This is a genomic window from Flagellimonas olearia, from assembly GCF_009184425.1.
Lineage (GTDB): Bacteria > Bacteroidota > Bacteroidia > Flavobacteriales > Flavobacteriaceae > Flagellimonas > Flagellimonas olearia.
The window spans coordinates 1,118,878-1,138,420 of the sequence record NZ_WELG01000001.1 but is presented as its reverse complement, the minus strand read 5'-3'; the positions used below and the strand labels follow the sequence as shown (position 1 = coordinate 1,138,420).

Annotated in this window: 15 protein-coding genes; 3 read left to right on the top strand and 12 right to left on the bottom strand. The window is 44.0% G+C overall.

What is annotated here, in order from left to right; translation table 11 throughout:
- Positions 1–51: 51 nt before the first annotated feature.
- From F8C76_RS04855 to F8C76_RS04845, 3 genes are all read right to left on the bottom strand, one after another.
- Entirely contained in the window at positions 52–924 is an 873-nt protein-coding gene (locus F8C76_RS04855; RefSeq protein WP_116217782.1) for an OmpA/MotB family protein, read from the bottom strand.
- Positions 925–1,022: 98 nt separating this feature from the next.
- Positions 1,023–2,024, bottom strand: coding sequence for a glycosyltransferase family 2 protein (locus tag F8C76_RS04850; RefSeq protein ID WP_152130696.1), 1,002 nt, complete (start codon positions 2,022–2,024; stop codon positions 1,023–1,025).
- Positions 2,025–2,036: 12 nt separating this feature from the next.
- A complete protein-coding gene (locus F8C76_RS04845; protein WP_152130695.1) occupies positions 2,037–2,483 on the bottom strand; it encodes a type I restriction enzyme HsdR N-terminal domain-containing protein in 447 nt (148 codons plus the stop codon).
- Positions 2,484–2,510: 27 nt separating this feature from the next.
- On the opposite strand from F8C76_RS04845, the gene holA reads away from it, so the two are divergent.
- Entirely contained in the window at positions 2,511–3,512 is a 1,002-nt protein-coding gene (gene holA, locus F8C76_RS04840) for a DNA polymerase III subunit delta (protein ID WP_152130694.1), read from the top strand.
- Between the two features lie 2 nt (positions 3,513–3,514).
- Here the strand turns inward: holA and F8C76_RS04835 are convergent, their stop codons facing one another.
- The 6 genes from F8C76_RS04835 to F8C76_RS04810 form a co-directional block, all read right to left on the bottom strand.
- Complete coding sequence (locus tag F8C76_RS04835; protein WP_129652500.1) at positions 3,515–3,892, bottom strand: DoxX family protein; 378 nt, start codon at positions 3,890–3,892, stop codon at positions 3,515–3,517.
- Between the two features lie 103 nt (positions 3,893–3,995).
- Entirely contained in the window at positions 3,996–6,407 is a 2,412-nt protein-coding gene (locus F8C76_RS04830; protein ID WP_152130693.1) for an alpha-ketoacid dehydrogenase subunit alpha/beta, read from the bottom strand.
- Between the two features lie 159 nt (positions 6,408–6,566).
- Positions 6,567–9,281, bottom strand: coding sequence for a gluzincin family metallopeptidase (locus F8C76_RS04825; RefSeq protein ID WP_249042384.1), 2,715 nt, complete (start codon positions 9,279–9,281; stop codon positions 6,567–6,569).
- A 128-nt stretch (positions 9,282–9,409) separates the two neighbouring features.
- On the bottom strand, positions 9,410–10,096 hold the full coding sequence (locus F8C76_RS04820; protein ID WP_129653325.1) for an LOG family protein: 687 nt from the start codon (positions 10,094–10,096) through the stop codon (positions 9,410–9,412).
- A gap of 15 nt (positions 10,097–10,111) precedes the next feature.
- Positions 10,112–12,973, bottom strand: coding sequence for an excinuclease ABC subunit UvrA (gene uvrA, locus F8C76_RS04815; RefSeq protein WP_152131474.1), 2,862 nt, complete (start codon positions 12,971–12,973; stop codon positions 10,112–10,114).
- A gap of 105 nt (positions 12,974–13,078) precedes the next feature.
- Positions 13,079–14,827 carry an APC family permease gene (locus F8C76_RS04810; protein WP_152130691.1) on the bottom strand — a complete coding sequence of 583 codons (1,749 nt, stop codon included), beginning with the start codon at positions 14,825–14,827 and terminating at the stop codon, positions 13,079–13,081.
- 83 nt (positions 14,828–14,910) lie between these two features.
- Here F8C76_RS04810 and F8C76_RS04805 point away from each other — a divergent pair, with 83 nt between their 5' ends.
- Positions 14,911–15,435, top strand: a complete 525-nt coding sequence (locus F8C76_RS04805) for a DUF8685 domain-containing protein (protein ID WP_152130690.1) — start codon at positions 14,911–14,913, stop codon at positions 15,433–15,435.
- Between the two features lie 29 nt (positions 15,436–15,464).
- Here F8C76_RS04805 and F8C76_RS04800 read toward each other — a convergent pair whose 3' ends face one another.
- On the bottom strand, positions 15,465–16,241 hold the full coding sequence (locus F8C76_RS04800; protein WP_152130689.1) for a TIGR03915 family putative DNA repair protein: 777 nt from the start codon (positions 16,239–16,241) through the stop codon (positions 15,465–15,467).
- 160 nt (positions 16,242–16,401) lie between these two features.
- Positions 16,402–17,664, bottom strand: a complete 1,263-nt coding sequence (locus tag F8C76_RS04795) for a putative DNA modification/repair radical SAM protein (RefSeq protein WP_152130688.1) — start codon at positions 17,662–17,664, stop codon at positions 16,402–16,404.
- A gap of 193 nt (positions 17,665–17,857) precedes the next feature.
- Here F8C76_RS04795 and F8C76_RS04790 point away from each other — a divergent pair, with 193 nt between their 5' ends.
- Complete coding sequence (locus tag F8C76_RS04790) at positions 17,858–18,619, top strand: XRE family transcriptional regulator (protein ID WP_129652493.1); 762 nt, start codon at positions 17,858–17,860, stop codon at positions 18,617–18,619.
- Between the two features lie 3 nt (positions 18,620–18,622).
- Here the strand turns inward: F8C76_RS04790 and F8C76_RS04785 are convergent, their stop codons facing one another.
- Entirely contained in the window at positions 18,623–19,540 is a 918-nt protein-coding gene (locus tag F8C76_RS04785) for an ATP-grasp domain-containing protein (RefSeq protein WP_152130687.1), read from the bottom strand.
- Positions 19,541–19,543 lie beyond the last annotated feature (3 nt).

Here is a 19,543-nt window from a genome sequence, read left to right as displayed (position 1 = left end):
ATAAAAAGCGGCCCATTGGGCCGCTTTTTGATTCAGTCAAAAACTGATTTCTTATTTTCCACTTCCACCGATGGCAGGATCTTTCATGCCTTCTTCGATCATGCTGTAGAACTGATCGATTTTTGGAAGTACCACGATACGGGTTCTTCTGTTTTTGGCTCTGTTGGCAGAGGTTTCGTTGCTTACCAAAGGAATGTAGTAGCTACGTCCGGCAGCAGTCATCCTAGCTGGGTCAACACCAAAATCGTTTTGTAGGATACGAACCACTGAAGTTGCTCTTTTGGCACTCAAATCCCAGTTGTCCAATAGAACACCGCTTCTGTAAGGTACGTTGTCTGTGTGACCTTCTACCATAAATTCAAAGTCAGGCTTGTTGTTTACAACTTTGGCCACTTTGCCCAATACTTCCTTGGCAGCGCTGGTTACGTTGTAGCTACCGCTTCTGAACAATAGTTTGTCAGAAATGGAAACAAATACAACACCTTTCTCAACACTGATTTCGATGTCTTCGTCATCCAAATTGCCCAATACACCTTTCAAGCTCTGTACCAAAGAAAGGTTAACAGAATCCCTTCTTGTAACGGCATCTTGCAATTTTCTGATGGTAAGGTCTTTTTCGCGCAGGCTTTCCAAAGATTTTTCAAGGTTCTCGGCACCTTTTGTGGTAAGGGTGGTCAAGTTGCCCATGTTGTTGATGAGCTCTTGGTTATTGGCCTTAAGGAAGGCGTTTTGATCTTCGAGGGTCTGAAGTCTTGAGTCTGCCGTTGCTTTTTCTTCCAAGCAGTCGTTTAACTTAACAGTGGCAGAGTTTAATAAATCTTGGGTTTCTTTTTGTTTGGCTTCCAGATCCGCATATTTCTTTGATGATACACAAGATGATAGTAGAACAGTCATCGCCAATGTTCCTAGAAAAACTTTTTTCATAATAGTTCAGAGTATAATTTAAGGATTGTTAGATATTTCATAGTAATAGAACTCGACCAAAATTAGATAAAATGCAAATTTTCTACATTGAGGTATAGTTAATCTTTTACTAAAATGTTAAAATTCTTTATATGATTTACGAAATGCGACCATACAATGGATGTCGTAGTATGATACTTTAATAAAAAATTAGCTTTTTCCCGCTTTTTGTACATTTTTATAAAGTTACCATAAAAACTGACATGTGCACGCAGAATGGCCCAACAATGGTCAAATTTTAATTGAAAGATAAAACGTAGGGCTGCAATGCCATCCAAGATCAAGCGCAAGATGATAATGGGAAACGCTTTTTTTCGGGGAAGGTTCTTGGTAATGGAATACAAAGAGTTCCTGAAATTGAGGAAGGTTTTTTTGGGATTCATGTTCTTCAAAGTGGAACCTCCCAAATGGTACACATGGCTATGCCCCACATAATACACTTTATGACCAGCATTTTTGGCACGCCAGCATAGGTCCACTTCTTCTTGATGGGCAAAGTAGTCCTCATCAAAGCCATGGAGTGATTCAAACACGTTTCGTCGAATGAACATACAGGCGCCCGTGGCCCAAAAGATTTCCTTGGTGTCGTTATATTGGCCTTCGTCCCTTTCCAGGGCCTGGAATATTCTGCCGCGGCAGAAGGGATACCCCAACATATCAATGTACCCTCCGGCCGCACCTGCGTACTCAAAATGGTCTTTTTGGTTCAAATCCAAAATTTTGGGCTGAACAATGGCTATGTCGGAATGGGATTGAAACAAGTCCATAATGGGTGCCAACCAACCGGGGGTCACTTCCACATCTGAATTTAGCAGGCAAAAGATATCGGCATCCACGGTCTGTAGACCATCATTGTACCCTTTGGCAAATCCTCCGTTCTCTTCATTCTGGATGACACGGATGTTTGGGTAGGCTTTTTTTAAAAAGGCTACGGAACCATCGGAGCTGGCGTTGTCCACCACATAAATGTCTGCTCCTTCCGAATAGCTTACAACGGAAGGAAGGAACCTTTCCAACAAGGTTTCCCCATTCCAATTGAGTATGACTACGGCGACTTTCAAAACGGCAGCAAATTAACGGCTAAAATCAGGAATTTCCTTTAAAAACCTATATTTTTCCTCAGCATGGTCCATTTTACAATAGTAGTGTTCCAGTCCGTTGGTCACCATGAGGTAATCGGATTGCAATTGAAGATTATATCGGGCTATTTGGTCAAAGGTGGACTGGTCAATGGCTACTTCCGGTGCTTTACACTCCACAAGCAGGAATATGGATCCATCCGGATTAAAGACCACCACGTCGTACCGCTTTTTTAATTGGTTCACGGTCAGTTGTTTCTCTACGTTGATGAGGCTTTTGGGGTAATTTTTGGTGAAGACCAAAAAATGGAGTACATGTTGGCGTACCCATTCCTCAGGTTGGAGCACCACAAATTTTTTACGGATACCGTCAAAAATGTAGTGTCTATTTTGGCTATTTTTGATTCGGAATGAATACGCTGGGAAGTTCAATGACTGCATTGGGCAAATTTGATGATTTTTTTCTGAATGGACGGAATAAAGGAAATTGTAGCTGAGATTGATGCGGGAAACCCCAAGCCTATCTATTTTTTGATGGGGGAGGAGCCCTATTATATCGATAGGATTTCAAAGTACATATCGGACAATGTTCTTACCGAAGATGAAAAAGGTTTCAATCAGATGGTTCTGTATGGAAAGGACACCAGTGTGGACGAGGTGGTCGCGAATGCCAAACGTTTCCCCATGATGGCAGAATATCAGGTGGTGATCGTAAAAGAGGCCCAGCACCTGTCCCGTACCATAGAGAATTTGGTTTCCTATGCCGAAAATCCACAACCCACCACCATATTGGTGCTTTGCTACAAGTACAAGAAATTGGACAAGCGAAAGAAGCTCTATAAAGCCATTCAAAAGAAAGGCGAGCTTTTCGAGAGCAAAAAACTTTATGAAAACCAAGTGTCGGAATGGATCCGGAAGACCTTGGCCAGCAAAAAATACAGGATTTCACCCAAGGCCTGTATCTTGTTGGTGGAGTTTTTGGGAACCGATTTGGGAAAAATCAATAACGAATTGGACAAATTGACCTTGGTGGTGCCTCCAAGTGTGGAGATTACCCCAGAAGTCATCGAAGAACATATCGGAATCAGTAAGGATTTCAACAACTTTGAGCTGAAGAAGGCCATTGGGGAAAGGGATGTGGCCAAAGCTTCCCGGATTGTGGATTATTTTGCGCAAAACCCCAAGGACAACCCTTTTGTGGTTACCGTAACCCTCTTGAACACCTTTTTCACCCAATTATTGCAATACCATGGTTTGAGCGACCATTCCCCCGGGAATGTGGCCAAGGTATTGGGTGTGAACCCTTATTTTGTGAAGGAATATACCGTTGCTGCCAAAAACTATCCCATGAAACGGGTAAGTGGTATCGTGTCCAGCCTTCGTGAATTGGATTTAAAGGGTAAAGGAGTAGGGGCCAATAATATGGATCAGGCCGACTTGTTGAAAGAACTTCTTTCGGAAATTATATAGTGCTATTTCTTATCTACACTATACTTACCTGGACCCAAAAGAAAAATCACCAAAAAGACCACGAAATAGAGTAGGGCTTTTTCCTTGGTACCAAAAGGATCGGCACTATGGATGAAAAAACCGGCCACTGCCATGGTAATCGCAGTCGGGATGGCAGCCCATCTGGTTTTAAAACCAATGATCATTAAAAGTGGACAAATAAATTCACCGATGACCGCCAAAAACAGGGAAGGTGCTTCGCCAATACCAAAGGGGTTGGCAAATTCTGTATTCCCGTTGATAAGTTTTAAAAGTTTTGGATACCCATGGGTAATCATGAACACTGAAGGTACTATTCGGAGCAGTGCCAATCCCAAGTGGACTAAGGTGTTGTTTTTCATTTGGGGGTTTTTACAGACGTGAAAATATTAATTATGTTTTTAATCGATGCAACATTGATGCATAAATATACGTCCTTAATCCATATTTTCGACAAAAACCGATTTACCTCAGGCTTGGAAAGGAGGTGGGGTCAGCTTCATGCATGATTTGGTAGACCTTTTCAAAAATGTCCTCCGCATTGGGTTTGGAAAAATAATCCCCGTCCGATGCGTAGGCTGGTCTATGTGCTTTTGAGGTCAAGGTTTGGGGGGCGCTGTCCAAATAGCGATATCCTTCCTGTTTCTCCAAAATCTCTTGCAATAAATAGGCAGAGCACCCTCCAGGCACATCTTCATCGATAATCAACAAGCGATTGGTTTTCTCAAGGCTTTTCACAACATCATGGTTCAAGTCAAACGGGAGTAGGGATTGCGCATCGATCACTTCGGCATCTATACCCACTTCCAGTAGTTCCTTTGCTACTTTCTCAACAATTCGTAACGTGGAACCGTAAGATAATAGCGTAATGTCTGTTCCTTCTTTTAGGGTTTCTACCTGCCCGATTGGCGTGCAAAACTCCCCTAAATTGGAAGGTTTCCTTTCCTTTAGGCGATATCCGTTGAGACTTTCTATGATCAATGCGGGTTCGTCGCTTTTTAGCAAGGTGTTATAGAATCCAGCCGCCTGGGTCATGTTTCTTGGGGTTAAAATGTACATACCTCGAAGCAAGTGGATCAAACCTCCCATTGGGGACCCGGAATGCCAAATACCCTCCAGTCTATGTCCTCTGGTGCGGACAATCAATGGTGCTTTCTGTTTTCCCACGGTTCTGTACATCAAAGATGCCAAATCATCGCTCAAGGTCTGGATTCCGTAAAGGATGTAATCTAAATATTGTATTTCGGCAATGGGCCTTAACCCTCTCAAAGCCAATCCAATACCTTGTCCAATAATAGAGGTTTCCCGAATACCCGTATCGGCCACACGAAGTTCCCCGAATTTTTTCTGTAGACCTTCCAGTCCTTGGTTTACATCACCAATGTTTCCGGTGTCTTCCCCAAAGACCATGGTTTTGGGGTATTTGGTGAACAGGGCATCAAAATTGTCCCGTAAAATGATACGGCCGTCCACTTCTTCCGCCTTTTCAGGGTAGGTGGGGGTCACGGATTCAATTTGGGTGGCATTGCTGCCAAGTTCGCTATATAGATGCGAGCTGTACTTGGGTTGGGAGTCGTCCAAAAAGTTTTGTACCCACTGTAGAAGTTGTTGTCTTTCCGGAGTGTTCTCTCCCAAAAGATAACGGAGAGCCGTTCTGGACTTTGAGGCCAAATCTTTTTTGAGCGGTTCGTCAACGGCAATCAGGTCGTTTTTGATCTTGTTGATGAAAACCCGGTTCGGGCTCTTCTCCGCAGCGTTGGCCAGTAATTGTACAAGCTGTTTTTTGGCAATCAAATGCGGTTTTAAAAACTCGGTCCAAGCTTCCTTTTTTGCGGCACGGACTTTTTGTTTTATTTCCCGCTCCATTTTTTTGAGCGCTTCCTCGGTACTGATTCCATTTTCCAAGATCCACTCCCTGAACCGCTTGTTGCAATCATTTTCGCGTTCCCATTGCAAGCGTTCTGCAGACTTGTATCGTTCATGGGAACCGGAAGTGGAGTGTCCTTGGGGTTGGGTGAGTTCGGTAACGTGGATAAGCACGGGAACATGGTTGTCACGGGCTATGTCCGAAGCATTTTCAAAAGTATGGGTCAAGGCGGTATAATCCCATCCCTTTACTTTCAATATTTCATATCCTGCCGTATGTTCATCGCGCTGCAGACCTTTTAGCATTTCGGAAATATCTCCTTTGGTCGTATGGAATTCCGAGGGTACGGAAATACCATATTCGTCGTCCCAAATGCAGATGACCATGGGGACTTGCATTACCCCGGCGGCGTTTACCGTCTCAAAGAAGTGACCTTCACTGGTACTTGCATTTCCAATGGTGCCCCAAGCGACCTCATTCCCGTTGTTGGAAAAGTTGGTCTGATCCATTTCCTTTACATTCCGATACATCTTTGAGGCCTGCGCCAACCCCAACAGACGGGGCATTTGTCCGGCCGTACAGGAAATATCGGCACTGCTGTTCTTTTGTTTGGTGAGGTCTTTCCAGGAGCCATCCTCGTTAAGGCTGTGAGTCACAAAATGCCCTCCCATTTGTCTTCCGGCACTCATGGGTTCCTTTTCCAGATCAGTGGTGGCATAAAGACCGTGGAAGAATTCCTTTGGATTGAGGTACCCGAGAGCCATCATAAAGGTTTGGTCCCGGTAATACCCACTTCTAAAATCCCCATCCTGAAAGGCCCTTGCCATGGCAAGCTGCGGCAGCTCTTTGCCGTCCCCAAATATGCCAAATTTGGCTTTTCCAGATAATACTTCCCGTCTTCCGAGCAAGCTACATTCCCTGCTGGTGACCGCAACCTCATAATCCTGAAGGATTTGGGTTTGAAAGTCATCAAAAGAAATATCGTTGCTTGTGCTTGGGTCAGGTTTCATGGGCAATCTGAAGATTTCTGCGAAAGTACTAAAATACAATCAAAACAGCAATATGAAACCCTGTTAATAAAATGACAATTCCATAAATATATGTTTAAAAAATAAACATATATTAAAACTAACCTTTTTTTTAAGGTGTTTTTTGGGAATTTGATAAAATTAAAACCATTTACGGGTAAAGAGGCCCACAAGAGTCTTGGGACTGATGGTAACTATAAAACGGATACGTTCCTCATAGTTGTTTTGGGCAATTTCCCAGCCTCTATTGGAGTAAATAGGGAAATAGAGTTCAAAATAATCCGTGACCAAATTGAGTCGTATCCCGGAGTCATAGACAAAGCGGGCGTCCTCCCCTTTGTTTTTAAGATAACCCAAATCGCCATAGGCTTCAATCCATCTCCAAATGTTTGTACTGGCATTGGTGGTCACAATCCAATCGTTGGCAAACGGGTTGTCCAGCTTTGATTTAAATCCTCCTTCGGATATGATGATTTGCTGACTATACAGCCCAGTGCTTTCGGATCGTCCCAAATAACTTAGATCGAACATATAATCGGTTGGTCGGTCCAAGGCAAAGCTGAAGAAATTGGATTCGGTTGTGTTGCGTAAAAACTTTCCTGCATATAACCTTAGGTTCAATTGTCTATTACTCTGAAAAAGTTTCCGATACTCCATTTCAAAAGCAAGCTTGGTGAAATCACTGGAGTGCTGGGCATCCAAAAACCAAGAATTATAGTTTAGAATATTGTTGTCCACATCAATGAAGCGGACGTTCATCACGCTATAATCAGGCTCGGTATCAATTTGATCTGCAATATTGTCATCGATACTCCTAAAGACATTCCTATATCTAAAAAGCAAACTTTGTCTGCGATTGGAAAGCAGGTCATTGGGTCGCCACCCAAAGCTTACTGCTGGGGTAAGGGTAGAGAACCTAGAGTTTACCTGAAAATGGGAAGTGGAACCGGTAATGGAATAATTGGTCACGTACAACCCTGTTTTCTGATGATATTTTCTGTAATGGAAGGTTGCCTTCCCTACCATGGTGCGTTCCAAAAAGGAATAGGTGGGGGAAATATCGTACTGAAAAGGGCGTTCCAAAAAGGTTTTGTTGTAGATGCGCATTCCAGGGGTAATCCCATCATAAATGTTGAAATTGGCTATGGGCACATAGAAAACCTGATTGTAATAGGGGTCTTCGGTATCCTTGAAAAATTGGAATTTCAGCTTTTTGTTGCTGGAGAAAAAGCCATTGAGGGTTTTCCAATTGTCCCGTTGGTTGAATTCCGGTATTTTTTGGTCGTAGTTCAGTACCATCCGATCCTCCCCATTTCTAGGAATGGTCACGGTCTTGATGGAGTCGATGTCCGTGAACCAATATTCCGAAACAACAGAATCTTTTTGAAGGCCGAACAAGGAAATCGGAACATTGGTGCCTCTCTTGTTCTTTAGGACCAAAGAGATGGAATCTTCCGTCTTGTCCACGCTTTTGATCTTAAAATCAATCTTTTTGTCCGTACCCACATATTCATCAAAAAACCACTCTATGTCCTTGTCCGCAAACTGTTCCAAGGTTTTTCTGAAATCCCTGGCGTCCACTTTGGACTCAAGACGATGTTGCTTGTAGAATGCAATGATACTGCTGTCTACCTTTTTTCCTCCCAAATATTCCGAGAGGTAGGACATGCCCAAACCTGCTTTGTACCCGTTGGCGATTTTTTGATTGAACTTGATCAAGGAATCATTACGAACGGTCAAGGCTTGATCAATGTTTTTGCGGATGGGCAACATGCTTAACAAAGCATATTGTTCATTAAAGTCCATTTGCGCCAGGTGAAAACCTCGAATTCCCCATACCTTGGAGAGCTTTCCGGCCAATTTCTGTTTGGGATAATGGTCCTCCACATATTTGATCATGAGGTAATACGCAATGGCATCATTTACCCAACGCTCTTTTCTGGGGTCAAGGAACAAAGTCTCTTTGAGATAGCTGTTAATGGCCGTTTTGAGAAACTTCATTTCAAATTGGAAGCGCTCTTCATACGGTCTTATGAAAGAGGGAAGTTGGTTGATACCGTACAAAGGGGCCTTGTTGTAATCAAACTCGCTCACCAATAAATTGCCATGGGGGTATTTCCCTAGATTTTCTTCCAGAAATTGGGCCACCTTGTTTATGGAAATCCCCTGGGATATCTCATCATATTTGTTGGACTCCAAATCCGAAGTCACTGTGAGGTAGGGTGTGATATGTTTGGTGAATTTTTTGTAGGGGCTTAAAATGATCTCGCAGCTTTTCCGATTTTCTCCAGAAAGGGTTACGTATTGCCCTCCGGGAAATTTGGTTGCGTTTGATTCATCAAAATTGGTGGCCAAAAACAATTTATCCGAATAGGTAAAGTTGATTGTGGTATTGGTGACATCCGTGTACAAATCATCCAGATTGATGTTGTCGTATAAATGCCATTCCCCATTCAAAACCGCAGGAGTTAAATACCAATCCTTAAGGTTGTACCCCAGACCTGTAAATCCATAAGAAGTAAATTTGGCACTGGGCAATTGTACGGTATAGGTGAAGAACAATTGGATGGATTCCCCAGGCTTTAAATCATGGTCCAATTTAACGGCGATGACATCCTTGTTTTTCACACGTTCCCAATCCAGTCCGGAATAGTCATTGCCAACAATGGTTTTTATATTGGTAAAGCCACGCTCTTTGTCCTTGGCCAAATGTAGGCTTCGGTTGAATTCTTCGGCAAAGCGCTTGGCCAATGCGGTGTTTTTATTGGCGTAAGCATGGTTCCAATCATTGAAATAGAGAGTGGAAACCCCATTTTGGGAAGTATTGACGTAGGTGAACTCTTGCCGTATATGCATCTCTTGGGTTTCATCCTCCAGAATTGCCGTAATGTCATTGGTATGTTGCCCCCATAAAGAGGAACATACTGAAAAGAACAGCAAAGAAATCCGGATGAAAGAGAAACGCGCCGTCAAGTAGGAATTTTTTAGAAGTTGGGGCTAAGATCGTGCCCTTTGTAAAATGCATCGAGTATTTCAACGACCTCTTCCTCGGAGTCCACCAGTTGGATGAGATCTAGATCGGTTGGACTAATATTACCTGCTTCCAGCATGGTATTCTTGATCCAATCCAGTAATCCCTTCCAAAATTCCGTGCCCACCAAAATAATGGGAAACTTCTGTATTTTATGCGTCTGGATGAGGGTGATGGCCTCAAAAAGCTCATCCAAGGTGCCAAAGCCCCCTGGCATGACCACAAACCCTTGGGAGTATTTTACGAACATTACCTTCCTTACGAAGAAATAGTCAAAATCCAAGCTCTTGTCTTCATCGATAAACGGATTGTCATGTTGCTCGAAGGGTAGGTCAATGTTCAAGCCCACCGAAGTTCCTCCCGCCATGTTGGCTCCTTTGTTTCCAGCCTCCATGATGCCAGGGCCACCTCCAGTAATGATGCCGTATCCGGATTCGGCCACTTTTTGGGAGATTTTGACGGCCAAGTCGTAATACGGTTGACCCGGACGGGTTCTAGCGGAGCCGAATATGGATACGCAGGGACCTATCTGGCTCATTTTCTCAAATCCGTTGACAAACTCGCCCATAATCTTGAATATGGCCCATGAGTCGTTTGTCTTTATCTCGTTCCACCCTTTGGTGTGTTGTTCTTTTCGCATCTGCATAATAATAATTTAAACTGCCCGTGCAATCTTCTGTTTTGTATTTTCCAGTTCTTTCTTCAAAAACTTGGCTGTATAGCTTTTCGTATCCTTGGCCACTTCCTCAGGAGTTCCGGTGGCTACGACTATTCCTCCACCGCGACCACCTTCATAGCCAATGTCTATGATGTGGTCCATCATTTTAATCACATCCATGTTATGTTCAATGACCAAAATGGTGTTTCCTTTGTCCACCAATTGGTCAAGTACTTCCATGAGCACCCGGATGTCTTCAAAATGTAATCCAGTTGTAGGTTCGTCGAGGATATAAAAAGTGTTTCCGGTATCGCGCTTGGAAAGCTCTGTGGCCAACTTTACCCGTTGTGCCTCTCCACCGGAAAGGGTGGTGGACTGTTGTCCTAGGGATATATAACCCAATCCTACATCTTTTATTGTCTTTAGTTTACGATAAATTTTGGGGATATTCTCAAAAAAATCTACGGCTTCATTGATGGTCATATCCAAAACATCGGCAATGGACTTGCCTTTATATCGAATTTCCAAGGTTTCCCGGTTGAAACGCTTCCCATTGCAGGTTTCGCATTCCACATAGACATCGGGCAAAAAGTTCATTTCAATCACCTTTAGGCCGCCACCTTGGCAGGTTTCACATCGTCCCCCGGCCACATTAAAGCTAAACCGTCCTGGTTTGTATCCTCGGATAGTGGCTTCAGTGGTCTTGGCAAAGAGGGCTCGAATCTCACTAAAAACACCCGTATAAGTAGCTGGATTGGAGCGTGGTGTACGCCCAATGGGAGATTGGTTGATATCAATGACCTTGTCGATATGCTGGAGCCCTGTAATTTTTTTATAGGGCATAGGTTTTTTGACTCCGTTGAAGTAGTGGGCGTTCATGATGGGGTAGAGGGTCTCGTTGATCAAGGTGGACTTTCCACTGCCCGATACCCCCGTAACGCCTATCAGTTTTCCCAAAGGGAACTCGGCAGTGACATTTTTTAGATTGTTCCCAGTGCACCCGGAAAGCACAATCTTTTTCCCGGTTCCTTTCCTACGTTCTGCAGGAACGGGAATCTCTAGCTCCCCAGTAATGTATTGTGCGGTTAGGGTATGGTGGTTTCTAAGTTCTGTAGGGGTACCTTCAGAAATGATCTCCCCTCCATGACGGCCCGCTTTTGGACCAATATCGATGACGTGGTCCGCATGTTCGATCATATCGCGGTCGTGTTCCACCACAATTACGGAGTTTCCAATATCTCGAAGGGATTCCAAGGAATGGATCAATCGTTCGTTATCCCGTTGGTGCAGACCAATACTGGGTTCGTCCAAAATGTAAAGGACACCCACCAATTGGGAGCCGATCTGTGTGGCCAAACGGATCCGCTGTGCCTCACCACCAGAAAGCGATTTGGAGCTTCGGTTCAAGGAAAGGTAATCCAGCCCCACATCCAATAAAAATTGGACCCGGGTCTTGATTTCCTTGATGATTTCCTCGGCTATGATCTTTTGGTTACCCTCTAAGGAACTTTCAAGCTTTTCAAAAAAAGTGGCCAGTTCGGCAATGTCCATTTGGGCCAGTTCGGCAATGTTTTTCTCCCCAATCTTAAAATAAAGCGATTCTTTCCGTAGTCGTGCCCCTTCACAGGAAGGGCATTGGGCCTTGTCCATATACTCTTTGGCCCATCGCCTGATGGATGTGGAGTTGGCCTCTTCGAATTGGGTCTTTATAAAGTTGGAAATGCCTTCGTAATCAATTTTGTATTGTCGTTTTACCCCTAAAGTTTTGGAATCTATCTCAAAACTTTCTTTTCCGCCGTTCAAAATGATTTCCATGGCTTCCGCAGGGATTTTTTCAATGGGGTCGGTCAACTCAAAACCATATCGTTGGGCAATCGTCTCCAATTGCTTGAAGGCCCAAGATTTCTTGTATTCGCCCAGTGGTGCCAATCCACCTGCTTTAATGGACAGTTTTGGATTGGGGATGATTTTTTGTTCGTTGATTTCATGAACATGTCCCAAACCATTGCATTCTGGGCACATACCTTTTGGGGAATTGAAGGAAAAGGTGTTGGGCTCCGGAGTGGGGTAGGAGATGCCCGTGGAGGGACACATAAGGTCCCGACTGAAATAGCGGGGTACGGTTTCCCCTTCTTCCAAGACCATGAGTACATTGTCGCCACTGTACATGGCCGTGTTGATGGTCTCGCCCAAACGTTTATGGAAATCTTCACTTTCCGAAACTTTCAATCGGTCAATGACAATCTCTATATCATGGGTCTTGTAGCGATCCACCTTCATTCCCTTGGTGATGTCCAGGATATCCCCATCAACCCGTACTTTTACAAATCCCTGTTTGCCGATCTGTTCAAACAATTCCCGATAATGTCCCTTCCTGGATTTGACCACGGGGGCCAATACGTTGATTTTTTTATCGAGGTAGGCTTCAATGATCAAATCTTTGATTTGCTCATCACTATAGCTTACCATCTTTTCGCCGGTATTGTAACTATAGGCATCACCGGCCCGCGCAAAAAGCAGGCGAAGAAAGTCGTATACCTCGGTAATGGTCCCCACCGTGGAGCGGGGTGATTTTGAGGTGGTTTTCTGTTCAATGGCAATCACTGGGGACAGACCATCAATCTTATCCACATCAGGACGTTCCAATCCGCCCAAGAACTGTCGGGCATAGGCCGAGAAGGTTTCTATGTAGCGTCGCTGGCCTTCGGCATAAATGGTATCAAAGGCCAAAGAGGATTTTCCACTGCCCGAAAGACCGGTGATCACTACGAGTTTTTCGCGGGGAATGGTAACGTCAATATTTTTCAGGTTATGGACTCTGGCGCCTTTAACCTCAATATGTTCTTCGTAGTTAACCATAAAATCATAGCAAAGCTTCAAAAGTAGCGATTTGACCTGTAAAAAAGAAAGAGGTGTAGGTTTCGTTTCTGTTAAATACGAACACGCTGACCAATTCAATCCCAATTAGATGATCAACCGCACCCCGCCAAGTTCCTGAAGTGGATAGGGAAACTTTTCGCTAGGACTCCCAATGAACATAAAATTGATGGGAATATCCCATTCCACGGAGAGTTTTTTGATCAAGGAAGGGGTGAAGGTCCCGTGGAGTTGAATGTACTCCACTTTGATTTCAGGATACTCTCGATCCAGCACATCCAAGTCTGATACAAAATTTGGAGTGGCCTGTTCACCTTTGGGAAAAACGGACACAATTTTAAGCTTTCGGGTATGCTCGTTGTTTCGGATGTAGAGCAATACTTTATTGAGGGCCGCCACATCATCTTTTTTGGTGAAGTACACAAACTCTTGGGCGTTGATACGGTCTATGGTTCGGTTGATATCCCTATACGATTTTACCAAAACGCGGTTGATGGGGTCTAAAAAATAACGAATCAAACGGAGGAGTAATTTCAACAGTGCGGTACGATTGAGCATGATCAGAATCACGGAAATCGTGGGGATAAAATACTCCATGAATACGGCCAAGTAATCCGGATTGAGGATGATGTTCCCCGCCAAGGCCGTTATTACGGCTACGATGGCAATAAAGAGCGACAACCAACCGGAGCGTTCGGGCCGGGGTAGATGTTTGCGCCGTACCTTCAACAAAATATTACCTATCCCAAATAAGGCCATCACGGCTAGAAAGGCAATGGTATAGACTCCGGCAAGTGCTTCCAAGTTTCCTTCGGTGATCAACAAGATGGAAACACATAGCAGAAAAAATACAATGGCGATTCGGTAGGTGCTTCCATTCTTATTCCGTTTTAAAAGAAATGGAGGCAGGATACGGTCCAAGGTTATCCGTTCCACAAGACCGGAAACCCCAACAAAGGAGGTAAGCACGGCGCCGCTAAGTACCAAAACGGCATCTATGGAAACCAGAAAGGAGAGCCAAGAGCCACTGACCTGATTGCCCATGATGGACAACAGGGCTTCCCGGTTACCTTCAATTTCGGGAATAGGGAGAACGGCCAGAGCCAAAAACGCAATCAATGGATTAAAAATGGTGACCACTACCCACATATTTCTGAGGGTTTTTGGAAAAACGCCCTTTTTCTGTTCTTCTACAAAATTGGCAGAACTCTCAAATCCGCTGATTCCCAACATGGCCGCCGAAAAACCAAAGAACAGAGCCATGGGCAACGCTCCGTGCTTTACTGGAAGCGCATTATTTTCGGTAAACACTTGCCATCCGTGCTCAAAGAGATAGATTCCTGCAAATGAGGAAAGCAATACCAAAGAGGACAAATGGAAAATAAAAATCCCAATGGCTACTTTGGAAGATTCCCCGATTCCGATAATGACCAACCCCATAAAAATGGCCAAAAGACCAACGGTGGCCAAAATAACAGGTAAATGCGGTACGATGTTTTTTAGATAGGCCATAGCCTCATTGGCGGAAATTACTGCCGTGGCCATGTAGGAAAGCAGGGTAAGCGAAGCGGCCAACGATGCCATTCCTTTACTGGTGGTGTTCAAAAGGGCATTATAGGCGCCGCCATTCATGGGAAGTGCTCCCACGACCTCTCCGTAGATTTTTCGGAAGAGGAAAAGGACCACCCCAACGATCAATAAGGAAATCCAAGCATATTGTCCGGCGTGGAGTACAGCCAGAGCGGATACGTACAGACAGGAAGAACTGATGTCGTTACCACTGATGGAAGTAGAGGCCAACTCCCCGAGTTTTACCCTAAGTTTTTGTGGTTCCATGAAAGATGGTTTATAAAACCAAGGATGAAAGTAGGGCAAAGTTTCAAAAATTCTAAATTTGTGGACAATAAAAAATCGGATTTATGAAATTATTGGGTATTGGTTCCCGTATAGACCACCCTGAATATGGAAAAGGGGTGGTGACCAACGTATCATCCAAGCACTATTGGGTCACTTTTTTGGAAAATGGATTGGAAACGATTGATTTGGATTCCGAATTTGAGGTGATTGAAGCAGTAGAGGATGAAGTGGATACGGTGAGTTTTTTTGATGTGGAGCGTTCCTTGGTGAAGATTTTGGAAAAATGGAGTGATACCCATGAGAAAGTGGCCATTGCCGATAAATGGAAGGGCGGAAAGTTGATTTTGCAACCTGATGATGCCACCCAGAACAAGGAAATGCCCATTGAGACCTTTTTCCATAAGATCGTGATGGTCCGTGACCGCATCCGTGTGATGGAACAAAAAATCAACAGCAGTAAAAATCTGGACGATCAGGAGAAAGTTGACCTGCAACAATACATCACCCGTGTTTATGGTAGTTTGACCAGCTTTAATGTGCTGTTCAAAAACAAAACCGACCATTTTGTAGGGGAGAAGAGCAAGTGATATTGGTTTAGAGAGATCTCTTAGCCGTATTAAACCGCCTGCTTTTTCTCACTCAGGTATTTCCAATAGCGTTTGGGTACATGCTGCGTGTGCAATTTTGGATTGATGCGGGATTTGATACCGGTACTTTTGAAATAATCGTTCCATAGGGTCTGGTAATCGTATTCTTCGCTCACAAAGGCATCACTTTTATGGATTTTATTAAAATGGATTTCTTTGAGATTGAGGGAAACCATTTCCACGTGGTCCAGATTGTAGTAGATGCCGTAGTTGCGTTTCACATCATAGATCAACCATTGTTGATCTGCGTAGCGGTTGCGAAAATGTTTTGAAATCAGGGGCAATACATCAAAATCAGGTTCAATGTTTGCAAAATAGATGTCGTCCTTGGTCAGTTGGAAGCGGACAAAGGCCTCCATTCGGTGTTTTTCGCGACCCACTTTTTTGGCCAATTGGTCAATATGGAGGACAATCCCATCGGAATAATCCATTTGCTTTCCATTATGGGTAGCCATCAATTTTTGAATATAAGTGTAGAGGATTAATTCTACCCCTTCGGTTTCGCTCAAAAAAGCAAAATATACATTGGCAATGGCATTATGGCTCTTGTTTCTGATTCCGTTCCAGACCCGTTTGGCCTTATCCACATGGGTAAAGATGGTTTCTGATTCGGAAAACAATCCATTTTGGCCTTGACCGTTTTCTTGGATATCGGCCACATTGATTTTTTCATCGAAGGCGACAAAGACGGCAGTAAGAAAGCCATTGAAGCTACCATCGTAAATTAGGGTTTTTGAAGGTTGCATAGTGTTCACTTTTAATTTTTTTAATTCCAAGTTTTAGTTCTCGACTGCGCTCGAACTGACAATTTGTACTTAGTGTCATTTCGAAGGAGTTTACGACTGAGAAATCTAGATTCCTTATATGCATTAGTACCGGCATACTCCTGTTGGTAATTGCACATTGTTAGTTGAACAAGGACAATTGGGTGCTATACTGATTCCGAAACTTGCCCGAAGAAGTCTGTAGAATCATGCCCTTGATTTTCTCCGCATCCAAATCCCTACGTTCCCAATGGCGGGAATCACATACCATAAAGTATTGGGCACGGTTGAGGGCCACCCCGATTTTTTTAAGGTGGTCCCAGTTCAGTCTTCTAAAGCGGCGTGCTTTTAGGATTTTATCCACGGAACGCATCCCAATTCCCGGGATTCGCGCCAATATGGTCTTGTCCGCGCTGTTCACATCCACTGGAAAATGGTGCAGATTGCGTAACGCCCATGAGAGTTTGGGGTCTACATCCATATCCAGATTGGGATGTTCCTTGTTCAGGATTTCGTTAATGGCAAAGCCATAAAACCGAAGGAGCCAATCTGTTTGGTACAGTCGGTTTTCCCGCAACATGGGTACTTGTGAACCTATGGCGGGCAGTCTCATATCATCTGCTACGGGAACATAGCCCGAATAATAGACCCTGCGCATTTGGTAATTCTTGTAATAATGGACTGCAGAATACATGATGTCCTTGTCGGTTTCCCCGGAAGCGCCCACAATCATCTGGGTGCTTTGTCCTGCAGGGGCATATTTTGGAGTGCTCTTGATGATTTTTCGTTCAGCCTTGTAGCGGACAATTTCATTTTTCACCTTGAGCATGGGTTTGGTGAAATCCTCATGTTTTTTGTCGGGAGCCAATAGCTTTAATCCCGAAATGGTGGGTACCTCAATGTTCACGGAAAGTCGGTCTGCATACAGTCCGGCTTCGTACATGAGCTCATCACTGGCCCCGGGAATGGATTTTAAATGGATGTATCCGTTGAAATTTTCCTCTTCCCGCAGCTTTTTGGCCACGGCCACCAAACGTTCCATGGTGTAATCCGCATCTTTAAAAATTCCGGAACTCAAGAACAGCCCCTCGATATAGTTCCTGCGATAAAAATTGATGGTGAGGTCCACCACTTCTTGGATTTTGAAAGCGGCACGTTGCACATCGTTGCTTTTTCGTGTTACGCAATAGGCGCAATCGAAAATACAGTGGTTGGTCAAAAGAATCTTCAATAAAGAGATACATCTGCCGTCTTCCGTGTAGCTATGGCAAATACCCATTTTAGAGGCATTGCCCAATCCTTGGCTTTTATTGGTCCGGTCACTACCGCTACTGGCGCAGGACACATCATATTTGGCTGCATCTGCCAGAATGTTCAACTTTTCCCGTATCCGTTCAAAATTCATAACTTGGAAATATTCCAATCAAAGATATGGAAATATTCCAATTATTGGATATAATCCATTAAATATTTTGGAAATAATCCAAATTGTGTATATTTGAAATTATAAGGTCACCTCGAGCGCAGTCGAGAGGTCTTTGTTCTTTGGGTTGAATAATGAACAATTCAGGCCTCAATCTCATATAAGTACGGATGACATGGAAAATGAACTAACCTTAAAACGATTTACCGATATTCGGCGCGAATTGGGATTTACCCAAGCGGAGTTTGCCCAATTATTGGGCGTGAAGAATACCACGGCCGATATTGAACGGGGAAGGACCAAGCTTTCGGGAAAAGTGGTGACCGAACTGTTAAAACAGTTCAAAATCAATCCCATGTGGTTGTTCGGGGAAAGTGATCAGAAACATCTGGACACCTCCAAAACCAGTGTGATTCCCAAAGTGGTCACTGTTGACAATTCAGACCAAGACAATATGGTATTGGTGAATGCCCGGGCCGCAGCGGGGTATCCCCAAAATATTGCAGATACCAGTTGGTATCAACAATTACCGGCGTTTGACCTGCCCATTCCGGAGTTTAGAAATGCCACCTATCGTGGTTTTCAAGTCGAAGGCGACAGTATGTTGCCCAATCTAAAGCCCAATGATTGGGTATTGGCCCGTGCCATTGAACACATAGATCATGTGAGCCCGAATAAAATGTACGTGGTGGTGCTTCAGGATTCGGTGATGGTCAAAAAGATTGAGAAACGCCCGAATTCCAACAACATTACCTTGGTTTCCTTGAACGAAGCATACCCGCCTTACGATATTAAGCCCTTCCAAATTCAAGAAATTTGGGAAGTGAGCAGCAAATTGACCTTTAATGTGGATGCCACCACCGAAACTGGTTTGCTGAAGCAGTTGCAGCAGTCCATGGAAGAGCTGAAACGCCAGATGGGGCAGGTGAACACCTAAAAGTTACCCGAAATACCTCTCCTTAATGTTTTTAGCAAGAATATTGGCCGCTTCAGGATATAATCGGAACCAAAGCTCCGGTTCAAAAATTTCGAGCTCGGCCAAGGCCCATTCCCCGTTATTGTCCTTAAAAATATCCACTCTTGCATATAGTGGAAGCTCCAGTGCCGCATGAGCCGCTTTTTCGGCGAAGGCAATCTGTTCTTTGGAGGGAATATAATCGTGTACGGTGCCACCAAAATCATCCTGCACCCTAAAATCCCCCGGTTTGGCAATTTTGAGCACCGCATGGGTGAATTTCCCATTGAATACCATCATGGAGATTTCTCCTTCCTTAACAATGTTTTCCTGAAATTCTTGGAGCATCATGGCTTCTTCGCCAATCAACTCTTGAAAGATGGCTCCGTACTTTGGAATGTCTTCCTTTAGGATTTTGTAGGTATGGCGGGCCGCTCCGGAAACGCAAGGTTTTAGGATAAATATGTCATCCATGAACCCTTGACTTTTGAGCGCATCTTCAATGGTGTCTTCAAGTGTGGTTTTGGTCCCTTTTTCAATAAAAATGGTTTTGGGGACGTTCACCCCTTTATTCGATAAGTCCTTTAGGTAGTGTTTGTCAATGTTCCAATAAATGAGGCTCTTGGAATTGATAAATTTCGTCTGTTTTGAAGCAGATTCCAACCATTTGGAGAACTCTTGGTATCGGTCAAAATAATCCCAAGTGGTCCTGAACAACGCATATTTGGTGGACGACCAATCAAAGTGTGGATCATCCCACGACTTTCTTGTGGCATTCAACCCAAGGCGTTGCAGTGCTTCCAAAACCAAACAGTCTTCCAGAAGGACATTCTGAATGTAGGTGCTTTCCTTTTTGGGATTGATATATCTTGGGTCGGTCAGTACAACGACATCAAAACTCATACG